At 73.9% G+C, this 18,721-nt stretch carries 13 protein-coding genes; 11 read left to right on the top strand and 2 right to left on the bottom strand.

Annotated features, from left to right (window positions below):
- Positions 1-110: 110 nt before the first annotated feature.
- Entirely contained in the window at positions 111-4,778 is a 4,668-nt protein-coding gene (locus AB0H52_RS27250; RefSeq protein ID WP_357951003.1) for an ATP-dependent helicase, read from the bottom strand.
- A 177-nt stretch (positions 4,779-4,955) separates the two neighbouring features.
- Here AB0H52_RS27250 and AB0H52_RS27245 point away from each other — a divergent pair, with 177 nt between their 5' ends.
- The 10 genes from AB0H52_RS27245 to AB0H52_RS27200 all read left to right on the top strand — a co-directional run bounded on the left by AB0H52_RS27245 (position 4,956) and on the right by AB0H52_RS27200 (position 15,172).
- Positions 4,956-5,342, top strand: coding sequence for a hypothetical protein (locus AB0H52_RS27245; RefSeq protein ID WP_151491596.1), 387 nt, complete (start codon positions 4,956-4,958; stop codon positions 5,340-5,342).
- Positions 5,343-5,480: 138 nt separating this feature from the next.
- Positions 5,481-8,315, top strand: coding sequence for a Na+/H+ antiporter subunit A (locus AB0H52_RS27240; protein WP_357951000.1), 2,835 nt, complete (start codon positions 5,481-5,483; stop codon positions 8,313-8,315).
- On the top strand, positions 8,312-8,791 hold the full coding sequence (locus tag AB0H52_RS27235; protein ID WP_151491594.1) for a Na(+)/H(+) antiporter subunit C: 480 nt from the start codon (positions 8,312-8,314) through the stop codon (positions 8,789-8,791). The genes AB0H52_RS27240 and AB0H52_RS27235 overlap by 4 nt, the downstream gene beginning before the upstream one ends.
- A complete protein-coding gene (locus AB0H52_RS27230) occupies positions 8,791-10,296 on the top strand; it encodes a Na+/H+ antiporter subunit D (RefSeq protein ID WP_151491593.1) in 1,506 nt (501 codons plus the stop codon). Before AB0H52_RS27235 ends, AB0H52_RS27230 begins: the two co-directional genes overlap by 1 nt.
- Positions 10,293-10,907 carry a Na+/H+ antiporter subunit E gene (locus tag AB0H52_RS27225; protein ID WP_151491592.1) on the top strand — a complete coding sequence of 205 codons (615 nt, stop codon included), beginning with the start codon at positions 10,293-10,295 and terminating at the stop codon, positions 10,905-10,907. Before AB0H52_RS27230 ends, AB0H52_RS27225 begins: the two co-directional genes overlap by 4 nt.
- Entirely contained in the window at positions 10,907-11,167 is a 261-nt protein-coding gene (locus AB0H52_RS27220; RefSeq protein WP_151491599.1) for a monovalent cation/H+ antiporter complex subunit F, read from the top strand. Before AB0H52_RS27225 ends, AB0H52_RS27220 begins: the two co-directional genes overlap by 1 nt.
- On the top strand, positions 11,167-11,526 hold the full coding sequence (gene mnhG / locus AB0H52_RS27215) for a monovalent cation/H(+) antiporter subunit G (protein WP_151491598.1): 360 nt from the start codon (positions 11,167-11,169) through the stop codon (positions 11,524-11,526). Before AB0H52_RS27220 ends, mnhG begins: the two co-directional genes overlap by 1 nt.
- Before the next feature lie 190 nt (positions 11,527-11,716).
- Positions 11,717-13,072: a hemolysin family protein gene (locus AB0H52_RS27210; RefSeq protein WP_151491591.1), complete on the top strand. Its 1,356-nt coding sequence runs from the start codon at positions 11,717-11,719 to the stop codon at positions 13,070-13,072.
- The gene (locus AB0H52_RS27205) at positions 13,069-14,133 is read left to right on the top strand and encodes a hemolysin family protein (protein ID WP_151491590.1); all 1,065 of its coding nucleotides are present in this window, start codon (positions 13,069-13,071) and stop codon (positions 14,131-14,133) included. Before AB0H52_RS27210 ends, AB0H52_RS27205 begins: the two co-directional genes overlap by 4 nt.
- A 109-nt stretch (positions 14,134-14,242) precedes the next feature.
- Positions 14,243-15,172, top strand: coding sequence for a sporulation protein (locus AB0H52_RS27200; protein ID WP_151491589.1), 930 nt, complete (start codon positions 14,243-14,245; stop codon positions 15,170-15,172).
- Positions 15,173-15,192: 20 nt separating this feature from the next.
- On the opposite strand, the gene AB0H52_RS27195 is transcribed toward AB0H52_RS27200, so the two are convergent.
- Entirely contained in the window at positions 15,193-16,434 is a 1,242-nt protein-coding gene (locus tag AB0H52_RS27195) for a bifunctional pyridoxamine 5'-phosphate oxidase family protein/GNAT family N-acetyltransferase (protein WP_151491588.1), read from the bottom strand.
- 34 nt (positions 16,435-16,468) lie between these two features.
- On the opposite strand from AB0H52_RS27195, the gene AB0H52_RS27190 reads away from it, so the two are divergent.
- Positions 16,469-17,809, top strand: coding sequence for an aminotransferase class I/II-fold pyridoxal phosphate-dependent enzyme (locus tag AB0H52_RS27190; RefSeq protein WP_151491587.1), 1,341 nt, complete (start codon positions 16,469-16,471; stop codon positions 17,807-17,809).
- Positions 17,810-18,721: the final 912 nt, after the last annotated feature.

Here is an 18,721-nt window from a genome sequence, read left to right as displayed (position 1 = left end):
GAGGTGCGCCCGACGCGACATTGCCGGGCCGGCGCTGGCCGGGAGCGCCGGGGGCGGGGCGCGCTGGGGCGGGGCGCGCTGGGGCGGGGCGCGCTGGGCCGGAGCGCGGGTCAGCCGCGCAGGCGTAGGCCGCGTGGGGTGGCCCGGAAGCCGGCGGCGGTCAGCGCGTCGCGCAGCGGTGAGGAGTGCACCGCCTCGCCGTCGGCCCGCTCCACCGACATCGCGCCCAACGCTCCGGAGTGGACGGCGTCGGCGAGCGCCTTGCCGGCCGCGGCGAGCGTGTCCGTGTCGTCGGTGAAGGAGAGCAGCGTCCGGCCGCCGCGCTCCACGTAGAGCACCAGGTCGCCACCGACCTGCACCACCAGCGCGCCCGCCTTGCGGCCGGCCCGGTGCCCGGTCGCCGGGGCGGCCCCGTCGCCGGAGTCGACCACCCGGTCCGGCCAGGGCAGCGCCGCGCCGTACGGGTTGGCCGGGTCGGTGGCGGCGAGCACCGTGGCCGGGGTACCGCGGCCCCGGGCACCGTCGGCCGGCTCGGCCAGGGCGCGCAGGCGGTCCACCGCGCCGGGGACCGCGAACTGCGCCGCGCCGAGCCCCTCGACGAAGTAGCCCCGGCGGGCCGCGCCGCGTTCCTCCAGCGCCGACAGCACCGGGTAGACCGCCGCGAACCCGCCGACCACCTGTTCGGCCATGACCGCGCCGCGGGTGACCACCCCGTGCCGCTCCAGCAGCACGTCGGCGAGAGCGGCGGCCCGCCGGGTCGGGTCGAGGTCCCGATCCGGCAGACGCGACCAGCGCCCGGCGACCGTCGGCGGGCCACCCCGGGTGGGCAGCGCCACCCGGCCCGGCCGCCGGTACCGGGTGCGGGGCGCGGACGGCCGGGAGCGGTGCGCGCCGCCAGCGCCGAGCACCGCGCGCAGCGGGGCGAGGGTGTCGTTGGTGAGGTGACCGGCCCAGACCAGGTCCCAGATGACGCCGGTCAGGGCGGCGTCGTCGGTCGAGCCCACCCGGTCGGCCAGCGGCCGGAAGAACAGCGCCTGCCCGTCGCCGAGCGCGTCGAGGACCGCGTCGTGCAGCGGGGTGCGGGTCAGCGCGTCGTCCGGCGGTGGGAGCAGCAACGGCGCGGCATCCGCGTACGCCAGGGTGACCCATCCGTCGCCGCCGGAGATCGCCCCCGACCCGGCCCACAGCACCTCCCCGCTGGCGCACAGCTCGTCGAGCTGTGCGGGGGAGTAGTCGGCGACCCGGCCGGGCAGCACCAGCCGTTCCAGGGCGGACGCCGGCACCGCCGCGCCCTGCAACTGCTCCACGGTGGCGGCGAGCGCCTCGACGCCCCGGGCCGACGAGCCGACCTGCTGCCAGCGGGGCAGGAACGTGGCCAACGCCCGGGGTGGCACCGGCTCGATCTCCCGGCGCAGCGCCGCGAGCGAGCGGCGACGCAGCATCCGCAGCACCTCTGCGTCGCACCACTGGGCGCCGGCGGAATCCGGGGTGAACTCCCCGGAGACCACCCGGCCGGTGGCGGCGAGACGGCGCAGCGCCTGCTCGACGACGAACACACCGAGCCCGAAGCGGGCCGCGCAACTCGCCGCGGCGAACGGCCCGTGCGTGCGGGCGTAACGGGCCACCAGGTCACCCAGGGGGTCGGCCACCGGCGCGAGGTACGCCTCGGCCACCCCGACCGGCAGCGCCACGCCGAGCGCGTCACGCAGCCGGGCGGCGTCCTCGACACCCACCCAGCGCTGCTCGCCGGCGATCCGCACCCGCAGTGCCCGTCGGCTGGCCTCCAGCTCGGTCAGCCAGGTCTCGGGCACACCCCGCCCGGTCAGCTCGGCGTCACTCAGGTCGCCGAGCACCCGCAGCAGCTCGACCACGTCCTCCGCGTCGCGGGGGCGGCGCTGCTCGGTCAGCCAGCGCAACTGCCGCTCGGTCTCGGTGAGCACCGCAGGGTCGAGCAACTCGCGCAGGTCGACGCGGCCGAGCAGCTCGCCGAGGAGCGTGGAGTCCAGGGCGAGCGCGGCGGCGCGGCGCTCGGCGAGCGGGGCGTCGCCCTCGTAGAGGAACGCGCCGACGTAACCGAAGAGCAGCGACCGGGCGAACGGGGACGGGGCGCTGGTCTCCACCTCGACCAGCCGGACCTTGCGGGTGGCCAGGTCACGCATCAGCCCGGCCAGCGCCGGCTGGTCGAAGACATCCTGGAGGCATTCCCGGGCGGCCTCCAGGGTGACCGGGAAGTCCGCGTACTCGCGGGCCACGTCGAGCAGTTGCGCGGCGCGTTGCCGCTGCTGCCACAGCGGCTGGCGGCGGCGCGGGTCGCGGCGGGGCAGCAGCAGCGACCGGGCGGCGCACTCGCGAAAGCGCGCGGCGAAGAGCGCGGACGTGCCGACCGACTCCTCGACCAGTTGGGTGATCTCGTCGGGCTCGAAGACCACCACGTCGGCGCCGGGCGGTTCGTCGGCGGTGTCCGGCAGGCGTATCACGATGCCGTCGTCGGAGGGCATCACCTGGGCGTCCACCCCGTACCGTTCGGCGAGCCGGCGGCCCACCGCGAGGGCCCACGGCCCGTTGACCCGCGCGCCGAGGACGCTGTGCACGGCGAGCCGCCAGTCGCCCAGCTCGTCGCGGAACCGCTCGACCACGATCGTGCGGTCGTCGGGCAGTGAGCGGGTGGCCTCCCGCTGGTCACGCAGGTACGCCATGAGGTTGCCGGCGGCCCAGTCGTCCAGCCCGCCGGACCGCAGCGCGGCCAGTGCCGCCTCGTCGCTCTGCCGCAGCAGACCGCGCACCCGGGCGCCGATGGCCCGACCCAGCTCCACGGGACGGCCCAGTTGGTCGCCCTTCCAGAACGGCATCCGCGCGGCCTGCCCGGGGGCCGGCGAGACCAGCACCCGGTCGGGGGTGATCTCCTCGATGCGCCACGAGGACGAGCCGAGCAGGAAGACGTCGCCGACCCGCGACTCGTAGACCATCTCCTCGTCCAGCTCGCCGACCCGGGCGGCCCGCTCGGCGCCGGCGAGGAACACTCCGAACAGCCCCCGGTCCGGGATGGTGCCGCCGCTGGTCACCGCGAGCCGTTGCGCGCCGGGGCGGCCGGTGAGCAGGTCGGCGGCCCGGTCCCAGACCAGCCGGGGGCGCAGCTCGGCGAACGCGGTGGACGGGTAGCGGCCGGAGAGCATGTCCAGGACGGCGTGCAGGGCGGAGTCGGGCAGCTCGGCGAAGGGCGCGGCCCGGCGGACCAGCACGGCCACGTCGCCGACCCGCCACGGCTCCAGCGCCACCATGGCGACGATCTGCTGGGCCAGCACGTCCAGCGGGTTGCGCGGGTAGTGCAGCTCCTCGATCGCGCCGTCGGTCATCCGCTCGGCGACCACCGCGCAGGAGAGCAGGTCACCGCGGTGCTTGGGGAAGACCACGCCGCGGGAGACCGCGCCCACCTGGTGCCCGGCGCGGCCGACCCGTTGCAGCCCGGCGGCCACGCTCGGCGGCGCCTCGATCTGCACCACCAGGTCGACCGCGCCCATGTCGATGCCCAGCTCCAGGCTGGAGGTGGCCACCACGGCCGGGAGCTGGCCGGACTTGAGCGCCTCCTCGATGTGCTTGCGCTCCTCGCGGGAGACGCTGCCGTGGTGGGCGCGGGCGATCACCGGCGCCGCGCCGGTGGCCGCACCGGACTGGGCCATCACCTCGGCCGGCGGACGGTTGCGCACCGGCCCCGCCGGGCCACCCCACCGCTGCGCGCCGGACGCCGGGCCGCCGTCACCCGCCGGGTCGTCGCCAGGCGACAACCCGTCCGGTACGCCGACCGCGTCGCCATCCGGCGCGGCGGCCACCTCCTCGGCGGCCAGCTCGTTGAGCCGCGCGCAGAGGCGTTCGGCGCTGCGGCGGGAGTTGGTGAAGACGATGGTGGAGCGGTGTTGGCCGATCAGCGTGAAGACGCGTTCCTCCACCGCCGGCCAGATCGAGGCGCGGCGTGGGCCGGGGCCGCCGAGGTCGTCCTCGGGTGGCTGCTCCTGCTCGTCGAGGCGGGTCATGTCCTCCACGGGGACCTGCACGCTGACCTCGATGGTCTTCGGCGTGGCCGGCTGCACGACGTCGACCGGGTGGGCGCCGCCGAGGAACCGGGCGCAGGCGTCGATCGGCCGGACGGTGGCGGAGAGACCGATCCGCTGCGCCGGGGCGGGCAGCAGCTCGTCGAGGCGTTCCAGCGAGAGGGCGAGGTGGGCGCCGCGTTTGCTGCCGGCCACCGCGTGCACCTCGTCGACGATCACCGTCTGGACGCCGCGCAGCGAATCCCGCGCCGCGGAGGTGAGCAGCAGGAACAGCGACTCGGGCGTGGTGATGAGGATGTCCGGTGGGGTGCGGGCGAAGGCCCGTCGTTCGTCGGCCGGGGTGTCGCCGGTGCGCGTGCCGACGGTGATCTCGGGTGGGGCGACGCCGAGCCGGGTGGCCGCCTGCCGGATGCCGGCCAGCGGGGCGCGCAGGTTGCGCTCCACGTCGACGGCGAGGGCCTTGAGCGGGCTGACGTAGAGCACCCGGCAGCGCTGTCGGGCCTCGGCCGGTGCCGGCTCGCGGGCCAGCCGGTCCAGTGACCAGAGGAACGCCGCGAGCGTCTTGCCGGAGCCGGTGGGCGCCACGACGAGGGCGTTGCGGCCGGCGGCGACGGACCGCCAGGCGCCGGTCTGGGCGGCGGTGGGGGCGGCGAAGGCGGCGTCGAACCAGGCGCGGGTGGCCGGGCCGAACCCGTCGAGCACGCCGGCCGTATCTTCGTCTGCCCCGGTCACCGCTCCATCGTGCTCCTCCGGTACGACAACCACGAACAGGCCAGGGTGTAATGTGTCCGGTCGTATGGCATAAGCACGAGATGCGTGCTTAATACGTTAAGTCTCACTTAACTGCTTGCTTGTGAGGAGCAACATAAAGTAACTTCACTCGCAACGCGAGCAGGTGGGAGGGATCGGATGGCCGGCGAGCAGCGGAACGTCGAACCCGGCACCGATGTGCTGATCCGCAAGGTCGACAGCCACCTCGCCACGCTCCGCGGTGGCCTGCACGGTCCCGAGCTGGAGCTCGCCGAACGACTCGCCCGCTGCCTGCGGGAGCTGGTCGTCTCCACCGCACAGGCCAGCGCCGCCGACCGCGGCCAGGTCCGTGCCGCCGTCCACTACTTCGTGTTGCGTCGGGAGAGCCGCGGCCGCCTGCTCTCGGTGCGGTCGCTGACCGCCGCGGAGCGGGTGGTCGACAAGGTCGCCCGCCAGCTCGGTCGGGTCGACCTGCTGGCCGAGCTGCACCGCGACCGCGCCGCCCTCGACGACGCGCTGCCCATCGGCGACGCCCTGCTGCGCTGACGGCCCCGGGCCACAGGCACCTCCCGACGACCACCGGGCGAATTCCGGCAAAACGGCCCGGCGGGCGACGAACTGTCGTCTGATCGCTGTCAGGCGCCACCGCTGCACGGGCGTCGGCCACCTCGATCGGGAGCGCGGGTGCTGGTACTGCTCATCCTCCACCTCGTGGCGGCCCTCGCCGCGCCGCTGCTCGTCCGGTGGTGGGGCACCCGCGCGTGCTACCCGTTGGCGTTGGCGCCGGCCGCCGCGTTCTGCTGGGCGGTGGCCCGCACCCCGGCCGTCGACGACGGCGGGGCGGTGGTCGAGACGTACCCGTGGATCGGGCAGTTGGGCCTCGACATCGCGTTACGGCTCACCACCCTGTCCTGGCTGATGACCCTGCTGATCGGCGGCGTCGGCGCGCTGATCCTGGTCTACAGCGCCCGCTACTTCGACACCGGCTCGCCCGGGTTGGCCCAGTACGCCGCCGTGCTGGTGGCGTTCGCCGGCGCGATGCTCCTCCTGGTCCTCGCCGACGACCTGCTGCTGCTCTACGTCGGCTGGGAGCTGACCACGATCTTCTCGTACCTGCTGATCGGGCACAGCACCGAGCGGCGCTCCAGCCGGTGGGCGGCGGCGCAGGCGCTGACCGTCACCACGCTCGGCGGGCTGTCCATGCTGGTCGGGTTCATCCTGCTCGGCGAGCACGCCGGCAGCTACCGCTGGTCGGAGATCGCCGCCCAGCCGCTGCCCGGTGGCGGCTACCTGATCACGGCGGTGCTGCTGATCCTGGCCGGCGCGCTGTCCAAGTCGGCGGTGCTGCCGTTCAACTCCTGGCTGCCGGTCGCGATGGCGGCGCCCACCCCGGTGAGCGCGTACCTGCACGCCGCCGCCATGGTCAAGGCCGGCGTCTACCTGCTCGGGCTGCTCGCGCCGGCGCTCGCCACGGTCGGACCGTGGCGGCCCGTCGTGCAGGTCGCCGGCCTGGCCACCATGCTGCTCGGCGGCTGGGCGGCGCTGCGGCAGACCGACCTGAAGCTGCTGCTGGCGTACGGCACGGTCAGTCAGCTCGGTCTGCTGGTGGCGGTGACCGGGTCCGGCACCCCGGACGCGGCCCTGGCCGGCGTCGCGATGCTGCTGGCGCACGCGCTGTTCAAGGCGGCGCTGTTCCTGGTCGTCGGGATCATCGATCACGGCGCCGGCACCCGCGATCTGCGCGAGTTGTCCGGGCTGCGGCACTGGTCCCGGCCGCTGTTCGTGGTCGCCGTGCTGGCCGCCGCGTCGATGGCCGGCGTGCCGCCGCTCGTCGGTTTCGTGGCCAAGGAGGCGGTGTTCGCGGCGTTCCTCGACCAGCCGGTGCTCCTCGCCGGCTTCGTCGCCGGGACGGTGCTCACCGTAGCGTACAGCGCCCGTTTCCTGTGGGGAGCGTTCAGTGACCGGTCGGGCGTGGAACCGGTGCACCCGCACCGGATCGCCGGTCCGATGCTCGCCCCGCCGGCCGTGCTGGCCGCTGTCGGGCTGCTCGCCGGCCCGGCCGCCGGCGGGTTGGACGGCCTGCTGCGCCCGTACGCCGACCTGCTCGGCCGGGTCGACGCGCACCTGGCGCTCTGGCCCGGACCGACGCCGGCGCTCGGCCTGTCCGTGCTGGCGCTCGTCGGCGGTGGTCTGCTCTTCGCCGCGCGCGGGCCGCTCGCCCCGGTGCTGGCGCGGCTCCGCTCACCGGTGAGGGGCAGCCAGGGGTACGAGTGGGTCGTGGGCCGGTTCGACCGGCTGGCCATCGAGGTGACCGGGGCGACGCAGCGCGGCTCCCTGCCGCAGTACCTGGGCATCATCCTGGTCACCCTCGTGCTGCTGCCCGGTGGGGCGATGCTCGCCGCCAGTCCGTGGCGGGCCCGGATCCCGCTCTGGGACAGCCCGCTGCAACCGGTGGTCGTCGTGGTGATCGCGGTGGCGGCGGTGCTGGCGGTCGGCGCCCGACGCCGGCTGACCGCGATGCTGCTGGTGGGGATGACCGGCTACGGCACCGCCATGCTGTTCGTCCTGCACGGCGCGCCCGATCTGGCGCTCACCCAGTTCCTGGTGGAGACCGCGACGATCGCCGTCTTCGTGCTGGTGCTGCGCCGCCTGCCGGAGCGGTTCTCGGCCCGCCCGCTGCGGCGCAGCCGGTGGACCCGCCGGGCGATCGGGGTCGCGGTGGGTGTGGTGGCCGCCGGGCTGTCGCTGGTCGCCGCCGGCGCCCGCCGGGCGCCGGACATCTCCGCCGTCTTCCCGGATCTGGCGGTGGTCCAGGGGTACGGCCGCAACGTGGTCAACGTGACCCTGGTCGACATCCGGGCCTGGGACACGATGGGCGAGATCGCCGTGCTGGTGGTGGCCGCGACCGGGGTCGCCAGTCTGATCTTCGAGCGGTCCCGCACCGGGCCACGACCGCGCCGGCCCGAGTCGGACTGGCGGGTGAACAGGCCGGGCCGGCCGGTGTGGCTGCGCGGCGGGCCGACCCTCTACGAGGAGCGCCGCTCGATCGTGCTGGAGGTGGTCATCCGGCTGATCTTCCACACCGTGGTGCTGTTCTCCCTGTTCCTGCTCTTCTCCGGGCACAACGCGCCGGGCGGCGGCTTCGCCGGTGGTCTGGTCGCGGGTCTCGCCCTGGCGGTCCGCTACCTGGCCGGTGGCCGGTACGAGCTGACCGAGGCGGCCCCGGTCGGTGCCGGTGTGGTCCTCGGCGCGGGGCTGGCCGTGTCGGTGGGCTCCGGCCTGGTGGCGCTGCTGCTGAGCGGGCAGGTGCTGGAGAGCGCGAAGGTCGAGCGGCCGCTGCCGCTGATCGGCGACGCGTACCTGGTCACCTCGATCTTCTTCGACATCGGCGTGTATCTGGTCGTGGTCGGGCTGGTGCTGGACATCCTGCGCAGTCTCGGCGCCGAGGTGGACCGGCACATCGAGGCCACCGGGGCCGCCGAGGGCGGACTGACCGTCGACAAGGGGGAGCGCGCGTGACCGAGGAGGGTGCTGGACCCACGCTGATCCTGGTGCTCGCGGTCGCGGTGCTGGTCGGCTGCGGGGTGATCCTGCTGCTGGAGCGCAGCCTGACCCGGATCCTGCTCGGCGTGATCCTGCTCGGCAACGGGGTGAATCTGCTGATCCTGCTGGGTGGCCGCTCTGGTGGGGCGCCGATCGTCGGCACCGGCCCGGTCGACGAGATGAGCGACCCGCTGCCGCAGGCCATGGTGCTGACCGCCATCGTGATCACGTTCGGGTTGACCGCGTTCCTGCTCGCCGTGGCGTACCGCAGCTGGTTTCTCAGCGGTGACGACGAGGTGCCCGACGACCTGGAGGACCGGCAGATCATCCGTCGGGCCGGCCGCAACGAGGTGGGGGCCGTCGACCTCGGCGGGGAGGGCCCGGACGGCGACCCGGAGCAGGTGGATCCCGAACCCGCCCGCCGCCGGCTGCGGCGTGGGGACGAGGCGTGATGGGTACGCTGCTGCCGCTGCCCGTGGTGGTGCCGCTGCTCGGTGCGGCGCTGACCCTGCTGCTGGCCACGCAACCCCGGATCCAGCGCGCGGTCAGCGTGCTCTGCCTGACCGGCACCTTCACCGTCGCGGTGCTGCTGCTGGTGCAGGCGTACCGGTACGGGCCGGTGGTGATGGTCGTGGGCGGCTGGCCGGCGCCGGTCGGCATCGTGCTGGTCGCCGACCAGCTCGCGGCGTTGATGCTGGTGGTCTCGTCGGCGGTGACCCTCTGCGTGCTGCTGTACTCGATCGGCCAGGGCCGCAGCGAGACGGGCGAGACCACGCCGGTGGTCATCTTCCACCCGACGTACCTGGTGCTCACCGCCGGTGTCACCAACGCGTTCCTCGCCGGTGACCTGTTCAACCTGTTCGTCGGCTTCGAGATCCTGCTGGTGGCGAGTTTCGTGCTGATCACCCTGGGCGGCACCGAGACCCGGATCCGGACCGGGTCGACGTACGTGGTGGTCAGCATCCTCTCCTCGATGATCTTCCTGACCGCGGTGGGGCTGGTGTACGGGGCCACCGGCACGCTCAACCTCGCCCAGCTCGCCCAGCGCCTGGACGCCCTGCCGGACAGGGTGCGGCTGGCCCTGCAACTGATGCTGCTGCTCGCCTTCGCCATCAAGGCGGCGGTCTTCCCGCTGTCGGCCTGGTTGCCGGACAGCTACCCGACGGCACCGGCCCCGGTCACCGCCGTGTTCGCCGGCCTGCTCACCAAGGTGGGTGTCTACGCGATCATCCGTACCGAGACGCTGCTCTTTCCCGGTGGGCAGGTGGACGGTCTGCTGATGGTCGTGGCGGGGCTGACCATGATGGTCGGCATCCTCGGCGCGGTGGCCCAGTCGGATTTGAAGCGGCTCTTCTCGTTCACCCTGGTCAGCCACATCGGCTACATGATCTTCGGGGTGGCGTTGAGCACCGCCGCCGGGCTCTCCGGGGCGATCTTCTACGTGGTGCACCACATCACCATCCAGACCACGTTGTTCCTGGTCGCGGGTCTGGTCGAGGAGCGGGCCGGCAGCACCGACCTGCGCCGCATCGGCGGGCTGGCGCGGGTGGCGCCGCTGCTCGGCGTGCTGTTCTTCGTCCCGGCGATGAATCTCGCCGGGGTGCCGCCGTTCTCCGGATTCCTCGGCAAGCTCGGGCTGCTCCAGGCCGGTGTGGCGGCCGGTGGGGCGCTGCCCGCCGTGCTGGTCGCCGCCGGCACGTTGACCAGCCTGCTCACCCTCTACGTCGCCTCCCGGGTGTGGAACATCGCCTTCTGGCGGGCGCCCCGGCTGGCCACCGCCGAACCCGTCGTCCAGCTTCCCCGGCTGATGGTCGGGGCCACCATCGCCCTCGTCGCGTTCGGGCTGGCGCTGACCGTGCTGGCGGGTCCGCTGTTCGACGTCACCGCCGACGCCGCCACCGACCTGCTGTCGCGTACGCCGTACGTGCGGGCTGTCCTGCCCGACGGTGTGTCGTGACGGGCCAGGGCGACGGCGACCCGGAGACCGCCGGCGAGCAGTCCGCCTCCCGACGTGGTCGGTTCGGGCGCTGGCGCGACCAGGCGGTGGCGCTCGGCTGGCTGGTGCTGGTCTGGAACCTGCTCTGGGGCGACATCAACTGGGCGAATCTGGTGAGTGGCCTGCTGGTGGGCAGCGCGGTGCTGGTGTTCTTCCCGTTGCCGGCGGTCACCTTCGGGGGCCGGCTGCGGCCCCGGGCGATGCTGGCGTTCGCGGGCCGCTTCGCCGTCGAGCTGGTCAGCGCGAGCCTGCACGTCGCCCGGATCGCCGTGCAGCCCGGCTACCGGCCGCGCGGGGCGATCATCGCGGTCCAGTTGCGGGTCCGTACGGACCTGAACCTGGCGCTCACCGCCGAGGCGGTCTCGCTGGTGCCCGGCACGCTGATCCTCGAGGTGGACCGGGAGTCCGCGACGCTCTACCTGCACGTGCTGGACACCCACGGGCCGCCGGATCTGGCCGCGGCCCGGGACCGCACGCTCGCCGTCGAGCGGCGGATCGTCCGGGCGGTGGGCTCCGCCGCCGAGTTGCGCCGGGTCGAGACCGACCCCGCCGAGAAGGGAACCTCCCCGTGATCACGTTCTTCGCCGTCGTCCTCACCGCCCTGCTGTCGGTGACCGCGCTGCTGGCGCTGGCCCGGCTCTACCGGGGCCCGTCGCTGCTGGACCGGGTCATCGCCGCGGACATGCTGCTCGCCACCATGGTCGGCGCGGTCGGCGCGGAGGCGGCGGTCAACCGGCACGCCACCACGCTGCCGGTGCTCGTGGTGCTCTCCCTGCTGGGGTTCGTCGGCTCGGTGTCGCTGGTCCGCTTCGCCGTCCGGGAGCAGGCGTGATCGCGACGGTCGCGGACTGGCTCGGCGCCGCCTGCCTGGTCACCGGCGCGCTGCTCGGCCTGGCCGCCGCGATTGGCGTGCTGCGCTTCCCGGACGCCCTGTCCCGGATGCACGCGGCCACCAAACCGCAGGTGCTCGGGGTGCTCCTGCTGCTGATCGGCATCGCCCTGCGGCTGCGCTCCGGAGCCGACCTCGGCATGATCGCGCTGGTGGCGGTGTTCCAGTTGGCGACCGCGCCGGTCGCGGCGCAGATGATCGGCAGGGCGGCGTACCGGTCCGGCCGGCTGAACCGGGACCTGCTCGACGCCGACGACCTGGCCGGGCGCGGGTCGGGGGGCGGTTCGGCGGGGCCGGCCTGACCGCGGCCGGAACGGACGAACCGGATGAACAGCACGATCGGCCGCCTTCGGGCCACCCCCAGCGGAGTCCCAGTCAGCGCCGATAAAATGACGGCATGATCGACTCTTCTGCCCAGGAGGGCAGCAGTAGCCAGCCGGGTCGTGCCCGGCATCTTCCCGTTCCGACGACCCCGGGAGCCCTGAGCGACCCGTGTTGATCGTCGTCGGTCTCCTTCTGATCATCGTGCTCACCGCCGCCACCGGCTACTTCGTGGCGCAGGAGTTCGGCTACGTCGCCGTCGACCGGGGCAAGCTCCGCCAGCTCGCCGACGACGGCGACGAGGCAGCCGCCCGCGCGCTGACCGTCACCAGCCGGCTCTCCTTCATGCTCTCCGGCGCCCAGCTGGGCATCACCGTCACCGCCCTGCTGGTCGGTTACGTGGCCGAGCCGTACCTCGGCGGTGGTCTCGCCGAGCTGTTCGGCGTGGCCGGCGTCGGCGAATCGGTCAGCCTGCCGCTGTCGGTGGCACTGGCCCTGATCCTCGCCACCGTGGTCCAGATGGTCCTCGGTGAGCTGGCCCCGAAGAACCTGGCCATCGCGCGGGCCGAGCCGGTGGCCCGGGCGCTGAGCCGGTCCACCCTCATCTACCTCGCCGTCGCCGGGCCGGTGATCCGGCTCTTCGACCGGGCGTCGGTACGGCTGCTACGCCGCATCGGCATCGAACCGATCGAGGAACTGCCCAGCGGGGCCACCCCCGCCGACCTGGAGCAGATCATCGCCGAGTCCCGCGAGGAGGGCAGCCTCGACGCCGAGATGTCCACGCTGCTCGACCGGGGGCTCGACTTCCGTGAACTCACCGCCGGCGAGGCCATGGTGCCCCGGGTCGACGTGCACACCGTACGGGCGCACGAGCCGGTGAGCCGGGTGGTCGAGTTGCTGGACACCGGCCACTCCCGGTTCCCGGTCCGCGGTGCGGAGGGCGTCGACGACCTGATCGGCATCGTCGGCATCGCCGACGTGCTCGGCGTACCCCCGGGCGAGCGGGCCACCACCCCGGTGAGCGCGGTGGCGGGGCCGCCGCTGCTGGTGCCGGAGACGTTGCCGCTGCCCACCGTGCTCGACCGGCTGCGGTCCGGGCATCGGCAGATGGCGTGCGTGGTCGACGAGTACGGCGGCTTCGCCGGCGTGATCACGCTGGAGGACATCGCCGAGGAGCTGGTCGGCCCGATCCGCGACGAGGACGACCCGCCGGAGCGGGCACCCGCCCGGCAGGACGACGGGTCGTGGGTGGTGCCGGCCCGCTGGCGGATCGACGAGGTCGCCGACAGCACCGGTATCGCGTTGCCCGAGGCCCCGGAGTACGACACTCTCTCCGGTCTGGTGATGCGGGAGTTGGGCCGGGTGCCGGAGGTCGGTGACCGGCTGGAGATCAGGCTGTTGCCCGAGGGCGCCGACGCCGACGACGGCGAGGCGGAGCCCCGCGCGCTGGTCGAGGTGCTGGCCGTGGACCGGCACGTCGCCGACTCGGTACGGCTGGCGCTGAGCAGGCCGGAGGCCGCCGCATGAGCCCCGGCATCGCGCTGTTCAGCTCGGTGATCCTGCTGGCGCTGAACGGGTTCTTCGTGGCCGCCGAGTTCGCCCTGGTGGCCAGCAAGCGGTACCGCCTGGAGCAGGCGGCGGCGAGCGGCGGGCGGGCGGCCCGCGCGGCGCTGGACGGTGTCCGCGAGCTGTCGCTGATGTTGGCCGGCGCGCAGCTCGGCATCACCCTGTGCACCCTGGGGCTCGGCGCGCTGGCCGAGCCGGCCATCGAGCATCTGATCAGCCCGCTGCTGCACGCGGTGGGTCTGCCGGACGCGCCCAGCCATCTGATCGCCCTGCTCTTCGCCCTCGGGCTGGTCACCTTCCTGCACCTGGTGGTGGGGGAGATGGCACCGAAGTCGTGGGCGATCACCGACGCCGAACGCTCGGCGACGCTGCTCGCGTTGCCGTTCCGCGCCTTCGCGCGGGTGTCCCGGCCGGTGCTGTCCGCGCTCAACGCGCTGGCCAACGCGATCCTGCGGTTGTTCGGGGTCAACCAGCAGGACCAGCTCGCCCAGGTGCACGGCCCGGACGAGCTGCGGATCCTGCTGGAGCAGTCCCGCGAGCACGGACTGCTCGGCGCCGAGCAGCACCAGTTGCTGACCAGCATGCTGGAGCTGCAGGGCACGTCGGTGGCACAGGTGATGGAACCGTTCGCCACCATGGTGACCGTCCGCCGCGACGACCCGGCCCAGCGGATCGAGGAGGTCAGCCGGGACAGCGGGCGCTCCCGGCTGGCGGTGCTGGACGAGGCGGGCGACGTCTGCGGTCTGGTGCACGTCCGGGAGGCGGTGCGGGTGGTCACCACCGGTCGCGTCGCCACCGCCGCGGAGCTGATGACGCCCGCGTTCACCCTGCCCGCGACGTCCTCGGTCACCGAGGCGGTGGCGGCGATGCGGGCCCGGCAGTCACAGCTCGCGCTGGTGCGCAACGGCGGCGGCCCGGCCCGGCCGATCGGGTTCGTGGCGCTGGAGGACCTGCTGGAAGAGGTCATCGGCGAGTTCGACGACGAAACCGACACGGTCCCGCGCGGGCGGCGACTCCGCTGAGGCACCGACCCGGCCGTGCCTCGGCACGGCCGGGTCAGCCGGCGGGCTTGAGGTGACCGCCACCGGGTAGGCGCGCCTGCGGGGCCTCGGCCCGGAAGGGGGGCGCGCGGTGCGGCTGACCGGGGTGTCGCGGGAGTCCGGCTGGACCGGGCTGTCCGTGCAGACCACGCTTCCCAACCCGAGCACCCGTCCGGGCCTGCGCCTGCCGGGGCGGGTGACCCTGGCCGCCGGGCCGGAGGACGTGCTCGTACGCCACATCCGGCTGGGCCTGGTCACGACTCTCGAACCGGACGACCCGGGCGCGCCGCGGCGTCTGGTGCAGTTCCACCAGGTGCCCATCGCCGGCCGGTTCGTCGTGCCGGCGGGCCGCCGGCGGGCGGTGGACTTCGCGATGCCGCTGCCGTGGGAGACCCCGCTGACCACGTTCGGCGGGGTGCCCCTGCTGAGTCTGCGGATGGGACTGCGGACCGAGGTGTCCGTCGACCCGGATCTGGACCAGGGGGCCATGGTGCCGGTCTTCGTGCATCCGGTCCCCACCCAGCAGCACGTGCTGGCGGCGCTGGACACGCTGGGCTTCATGATTCGTCAGGCGGGTTTGCAGGAGGGTGGCCTGCCCGGCGTGGAGCACACCCTGCCGTTGAACCAGCGGTGGGGGTACTGGGTGGGGCCGCTGTACGCGGGGCCGATCACCGAGCTGGAGCTGATCTTCGTGACCAACTCGGCGGGCCTGGAGGCGATCCTGTGGATGGATCGCCGGCTGGCGCTGGCCGGGATCACGCACCAGAGCATCAGCCGGTTCCGGATCTGGCACGAGGATGCCGATCGGCGGGACTGGGTCGCCACCGTGGACGGCTGGATCCGCCAGGCGATCAACCGGCACGCCGCCGCGGCCGCGCACGCCGACTGGTCCGCGCAGATCGCCGGGTCGGCCCACGTCAGCCGCCACCCCGACCAGCCGATCCGACCGGGTTACGGCCTGGGCGGCACCGCCGGCAGCGCCGGCGTAGGAGGCGGCGGCTCCGGTGGCGACGGCACCTAAAACCCCCATGCCCGCCCTCATCACGCCACCGGTGTTGTCCGGCGAAGCCTCTCGCGCAGCCTGGCCTGTGCGCTCGGCCACTCGTCGACGGTCATCGCGTACTGCACGGTGTCCCGCCAGGAGCCGTCCGGGCGTTGCCGGTGCATCCGCAGGACCCCCTCGCGGGTGGCGCCGAGGCGTTCGATGGCCGCCTGGGAGCGAACGTTGCGGATGTCGGTGTGCCAGACCACCCGTACCGCGCCGAGGTCGTCGAAGGCCCGGCCGAGCAGCAGCAGCTTGGCCTCGGTGTTGATCCCGGTACGCCACCAGGGGCGGCCGAGGAAGGTGTGCCCGATCGCCACGGACCGCCGCTCCGGATCGATTTCGTAGTACGAGGTGGTGCCGACCACCACCCCGGTGGTCACGCTGCGCTGCGCCCAGGCCACCCGTTCGCCGCGGTGCTGGGCGGCCAGGGCACCGGCGATGACGTCCGCGGTGCCGGCCGGCGCGCTGGGCCGGGCGACGGTCAGGTGCCGCCACACCTCGTCGTCGGCGGTGGCGGTGTGCAGGTCGTCGGCATGCGCCGCCTCCAGCGGCTCCAGCCGGACGTGTTCGCCGTGCAGTGGCACCGGGTCGTGCCAGGGCGTGCGGGCGGCCCGCAGGTACGCCGGCAGCGGCGCGGTGACCCCGTCGGCGGTCTCGGGCGGCCCGGCGGTCAGCCGCAGCGGCAGGACGCCGGCCCAGTGCGGCAGGTGCAGGTCGGCCTCGTCCTCGCGGACCCCGCCGGTGCGGGCGCGGACGGACACCTCGCGCAGCGGCAACGCCAGCACGGCGGTCTCGGCCAGCTCGCGCCGGCTGGGCGGGCGGGTGTCCGTGCTGCGTCCCGCGCCGACCTTCTCGACCAGCGCGGTGAGCATGGCGGTCTTCTCCCGCTCGTCGGTGACCAGTCGGGCGGTGCCGTGTGCGACGACCGAGCGGTAGTTGGCGCTGTGGTGGAACTGGGAGCGGGCGTAGACCAGCCCGTCGAGCAGAGTCACCGTGACGCAGGCCGGCAGCCCGTCGTCGCGGGCGGCGAGCAGGGGTCGGCTGCCGGTGGAGCCGTGCAGGTAGAGCGTGTCGCCGACGCGGACGTGCAGGGTGGGCAGCACCCGTGGCTGGCCGTCCACGGTGAACCCGAGGGCGCAGTGGTACGCCTCGTCGAGCACGGCGTGTGCCGTTTCCCGGTCGTAGCTCATCTTGTCGCGGGAGCGGTTGGGGATGGTGCGGGCGGTGGGTGGGTACATGCTCGCCCCTTTGTTCTAGTACAATCTCTGATTTGTGTCAGCACGCTATCAGTTCGCCGGCGCGACGGCCGTCGCGATTTCGGCCAGCATCGAGTCGGGCATCCGTACCGACGCCCTGCCACCCGGGACGGCGCTGCCACCGGTGCGCGCCCTCGCCACCGAGCTGGGCGTCAGCCCCGCCACCGTCGCCCGCGCCTACCAGGAGCTGCGCCAGCGCGGCCTGCTCGCCACCGCCGGGCGGCACGGCACCCGGGTGCGCCCCCGCCCTCCGGTGGCCGCCCGTCGGTCCGCGCTGCGCCCGCCGCCGCTGCCCGGGGCTCGTGACCTGTCCCGGGGCGAGCCCGACCCCCGGTCGCTGCCCCCGCTCGCTCCACACCTGGCGGCACTCGCCGCCGACGCGGGCGCGTCGATCGGCTACTCCGACGCCGGTGTGCTGCCCGAACTGGCCGAGGCGGCCCGTGCCCGCCTGAACGCCGACGGCGTACCCGCCGGTGAGCTGACCCTCACCGGCGGCGCTCTGGACGGCATCGAGCGGCTGCTCGGCGCCCACCTGCGCCCCGGCGACGCGGTCGCGGTGGAGGATCCGGGCTGGGCCAACCTGCTCGACCTGGTGGCGGCGCTGGGGCTGCGCCCGATCGGCGTACCCCTCGACGACGAGGGGCCACTGGTGGCCGGGGTGGCCTCCGCGCTCGCCGCCGGGGCGCGGGCGCTGGTGGTCACCAGCCGGGCGCAGAATCCGACCGGCGCCGCCGTCTCCGCCGCCCGCGCCGATGCGCTGCGGGACCTGCTCGCCGATCGGCCGGATCTGCTGCTGATCGAGGACGATCACGCCGCCGAGCTGGCCCGCGTACCCCTGCACCCGCTGGCCGGTGCGACGCGGAGCTGGGCCTTCCTGCGCTCGGTGAGCAAGCCCTTCGGCCCGGATCTGCGGCTGGCCGTGCTGGCCGGCGACGAGACCACCGTGGCGCGGGTGACCGGCCGGACGCGGGTGGGTGCCGGCTGGGTCTCCACCGTGCTGCAACGGCTGGTCCTCGCCCTCTGGCGGGATCCGGCGGTCGGCGAGCTGGTGGAGCGGGCGGCGGAGAGCTACGAGCGGCGGCGCGAGGGGCTGCTGGCCGCGCTGGCGGAGCACGGCCTGACCGCGCACGGCCGGAGCGGCATCAACGTCTGGCTGCCGGTCGCGGACGAGACCAGCGCGGTGACCACGCTGCGCGACGCCGGCTGGGCGGTGGCCCCCGGCGCCCTCTACCGGATCGCCTCACCACCAGCCGTCCGCATCACCGTCAGCCCTCTGTCCGTGACGGATCTGCCTCCCCTGGCCGCCGCCCTGGCCCGGGCCGCCCATCCCACCCCGCCCGCTGGCTTCACCACCTGAGCCTCAAGATCGCGAGGATTCTGGACGGTTGGAACGAGCCAGCGCAGCACCGATTATGATCATGTCTTGGGCGTGCTCGACGTGCGCCAGTGTGAGGCAGTGGACGCGTGCGACCGGCGGTTCCTGCCATGTGTGGTGACCGACCGCGACGACCACCGGTCGGTCACCACATTGGCCGCCCTGGGATCGACGGCACCTGAAGGTACGCCGTGGCGCTCGACGTCTGAGGACGCGCAGCGGCGGCGGCTGACGACTGAGGGCGCCCTCCGGAGGTCGACGACCGAGAATGCGCAGCGGCCATGTCCCACGTACGAGAATGAGCTTGCGCAGTGGACGCAGGAAGGTGCTCGGGAGGCACACGAGACCAACCGGGCGTTTGGGAGTGCCCCGAAGGCGCTTGGTAGTGCCAAATAGGGGGGTCAAGGGGGTGCCCGGCGGGCGGACGGGATTGCCCAAGGGTCGGTCCAGGGTGCGCAACGGGCGGTCGAGGGGTCTGTCCGCTGTACCACTGATGAGGGTGCTCAACGGGCGTTTGGAAGCGCCCAGAATGCGGTGGGGGTGGGTTGAGTGGTGCGGCGGTGCGTTGGGTGGCCGGTCGAGGATATGCGGCGGGCGGTAGGGGTTGCCTAGAAGGCCCAGGGGTGTGCCCAGCGAACGTGTGTAGGTGCCCAGTGGTCGGTGGAGAGCCGGCGGGCGGTAGGGGTTGCCTAGAAGGCCCAGGGGTGTGCCCAGCGAACGCGTGTGGGTGCCCAGTGGACGGTAGAGACCGTCCACTGGATCGAGGGGGCGCCTTCGCAGCCTTTCTCAGGGCGGCCAACTTAGTGGTCCGCTCCGTAAATCCTTCGGGGGTTATGCGGTCAGGGCCAGTGCGGCAGGCTGGTGATCGCAGCCGGTGGGTTGCTGGGGGTTCTG

The sequence above is a fragment of the Micromonospora sp. NPDC050695 genome (genome assembly GCF_040654415.1).
In the GTDB taxonomy this organism is placed as follows: Bacteria; Actinomycetota; Actinomycetes; order Mycobacteriales; family Micromonosporaceae; genus Micromonospora.
This window is presented reverse-complemented; position numbering and strand designations above follow the sequence as displayed.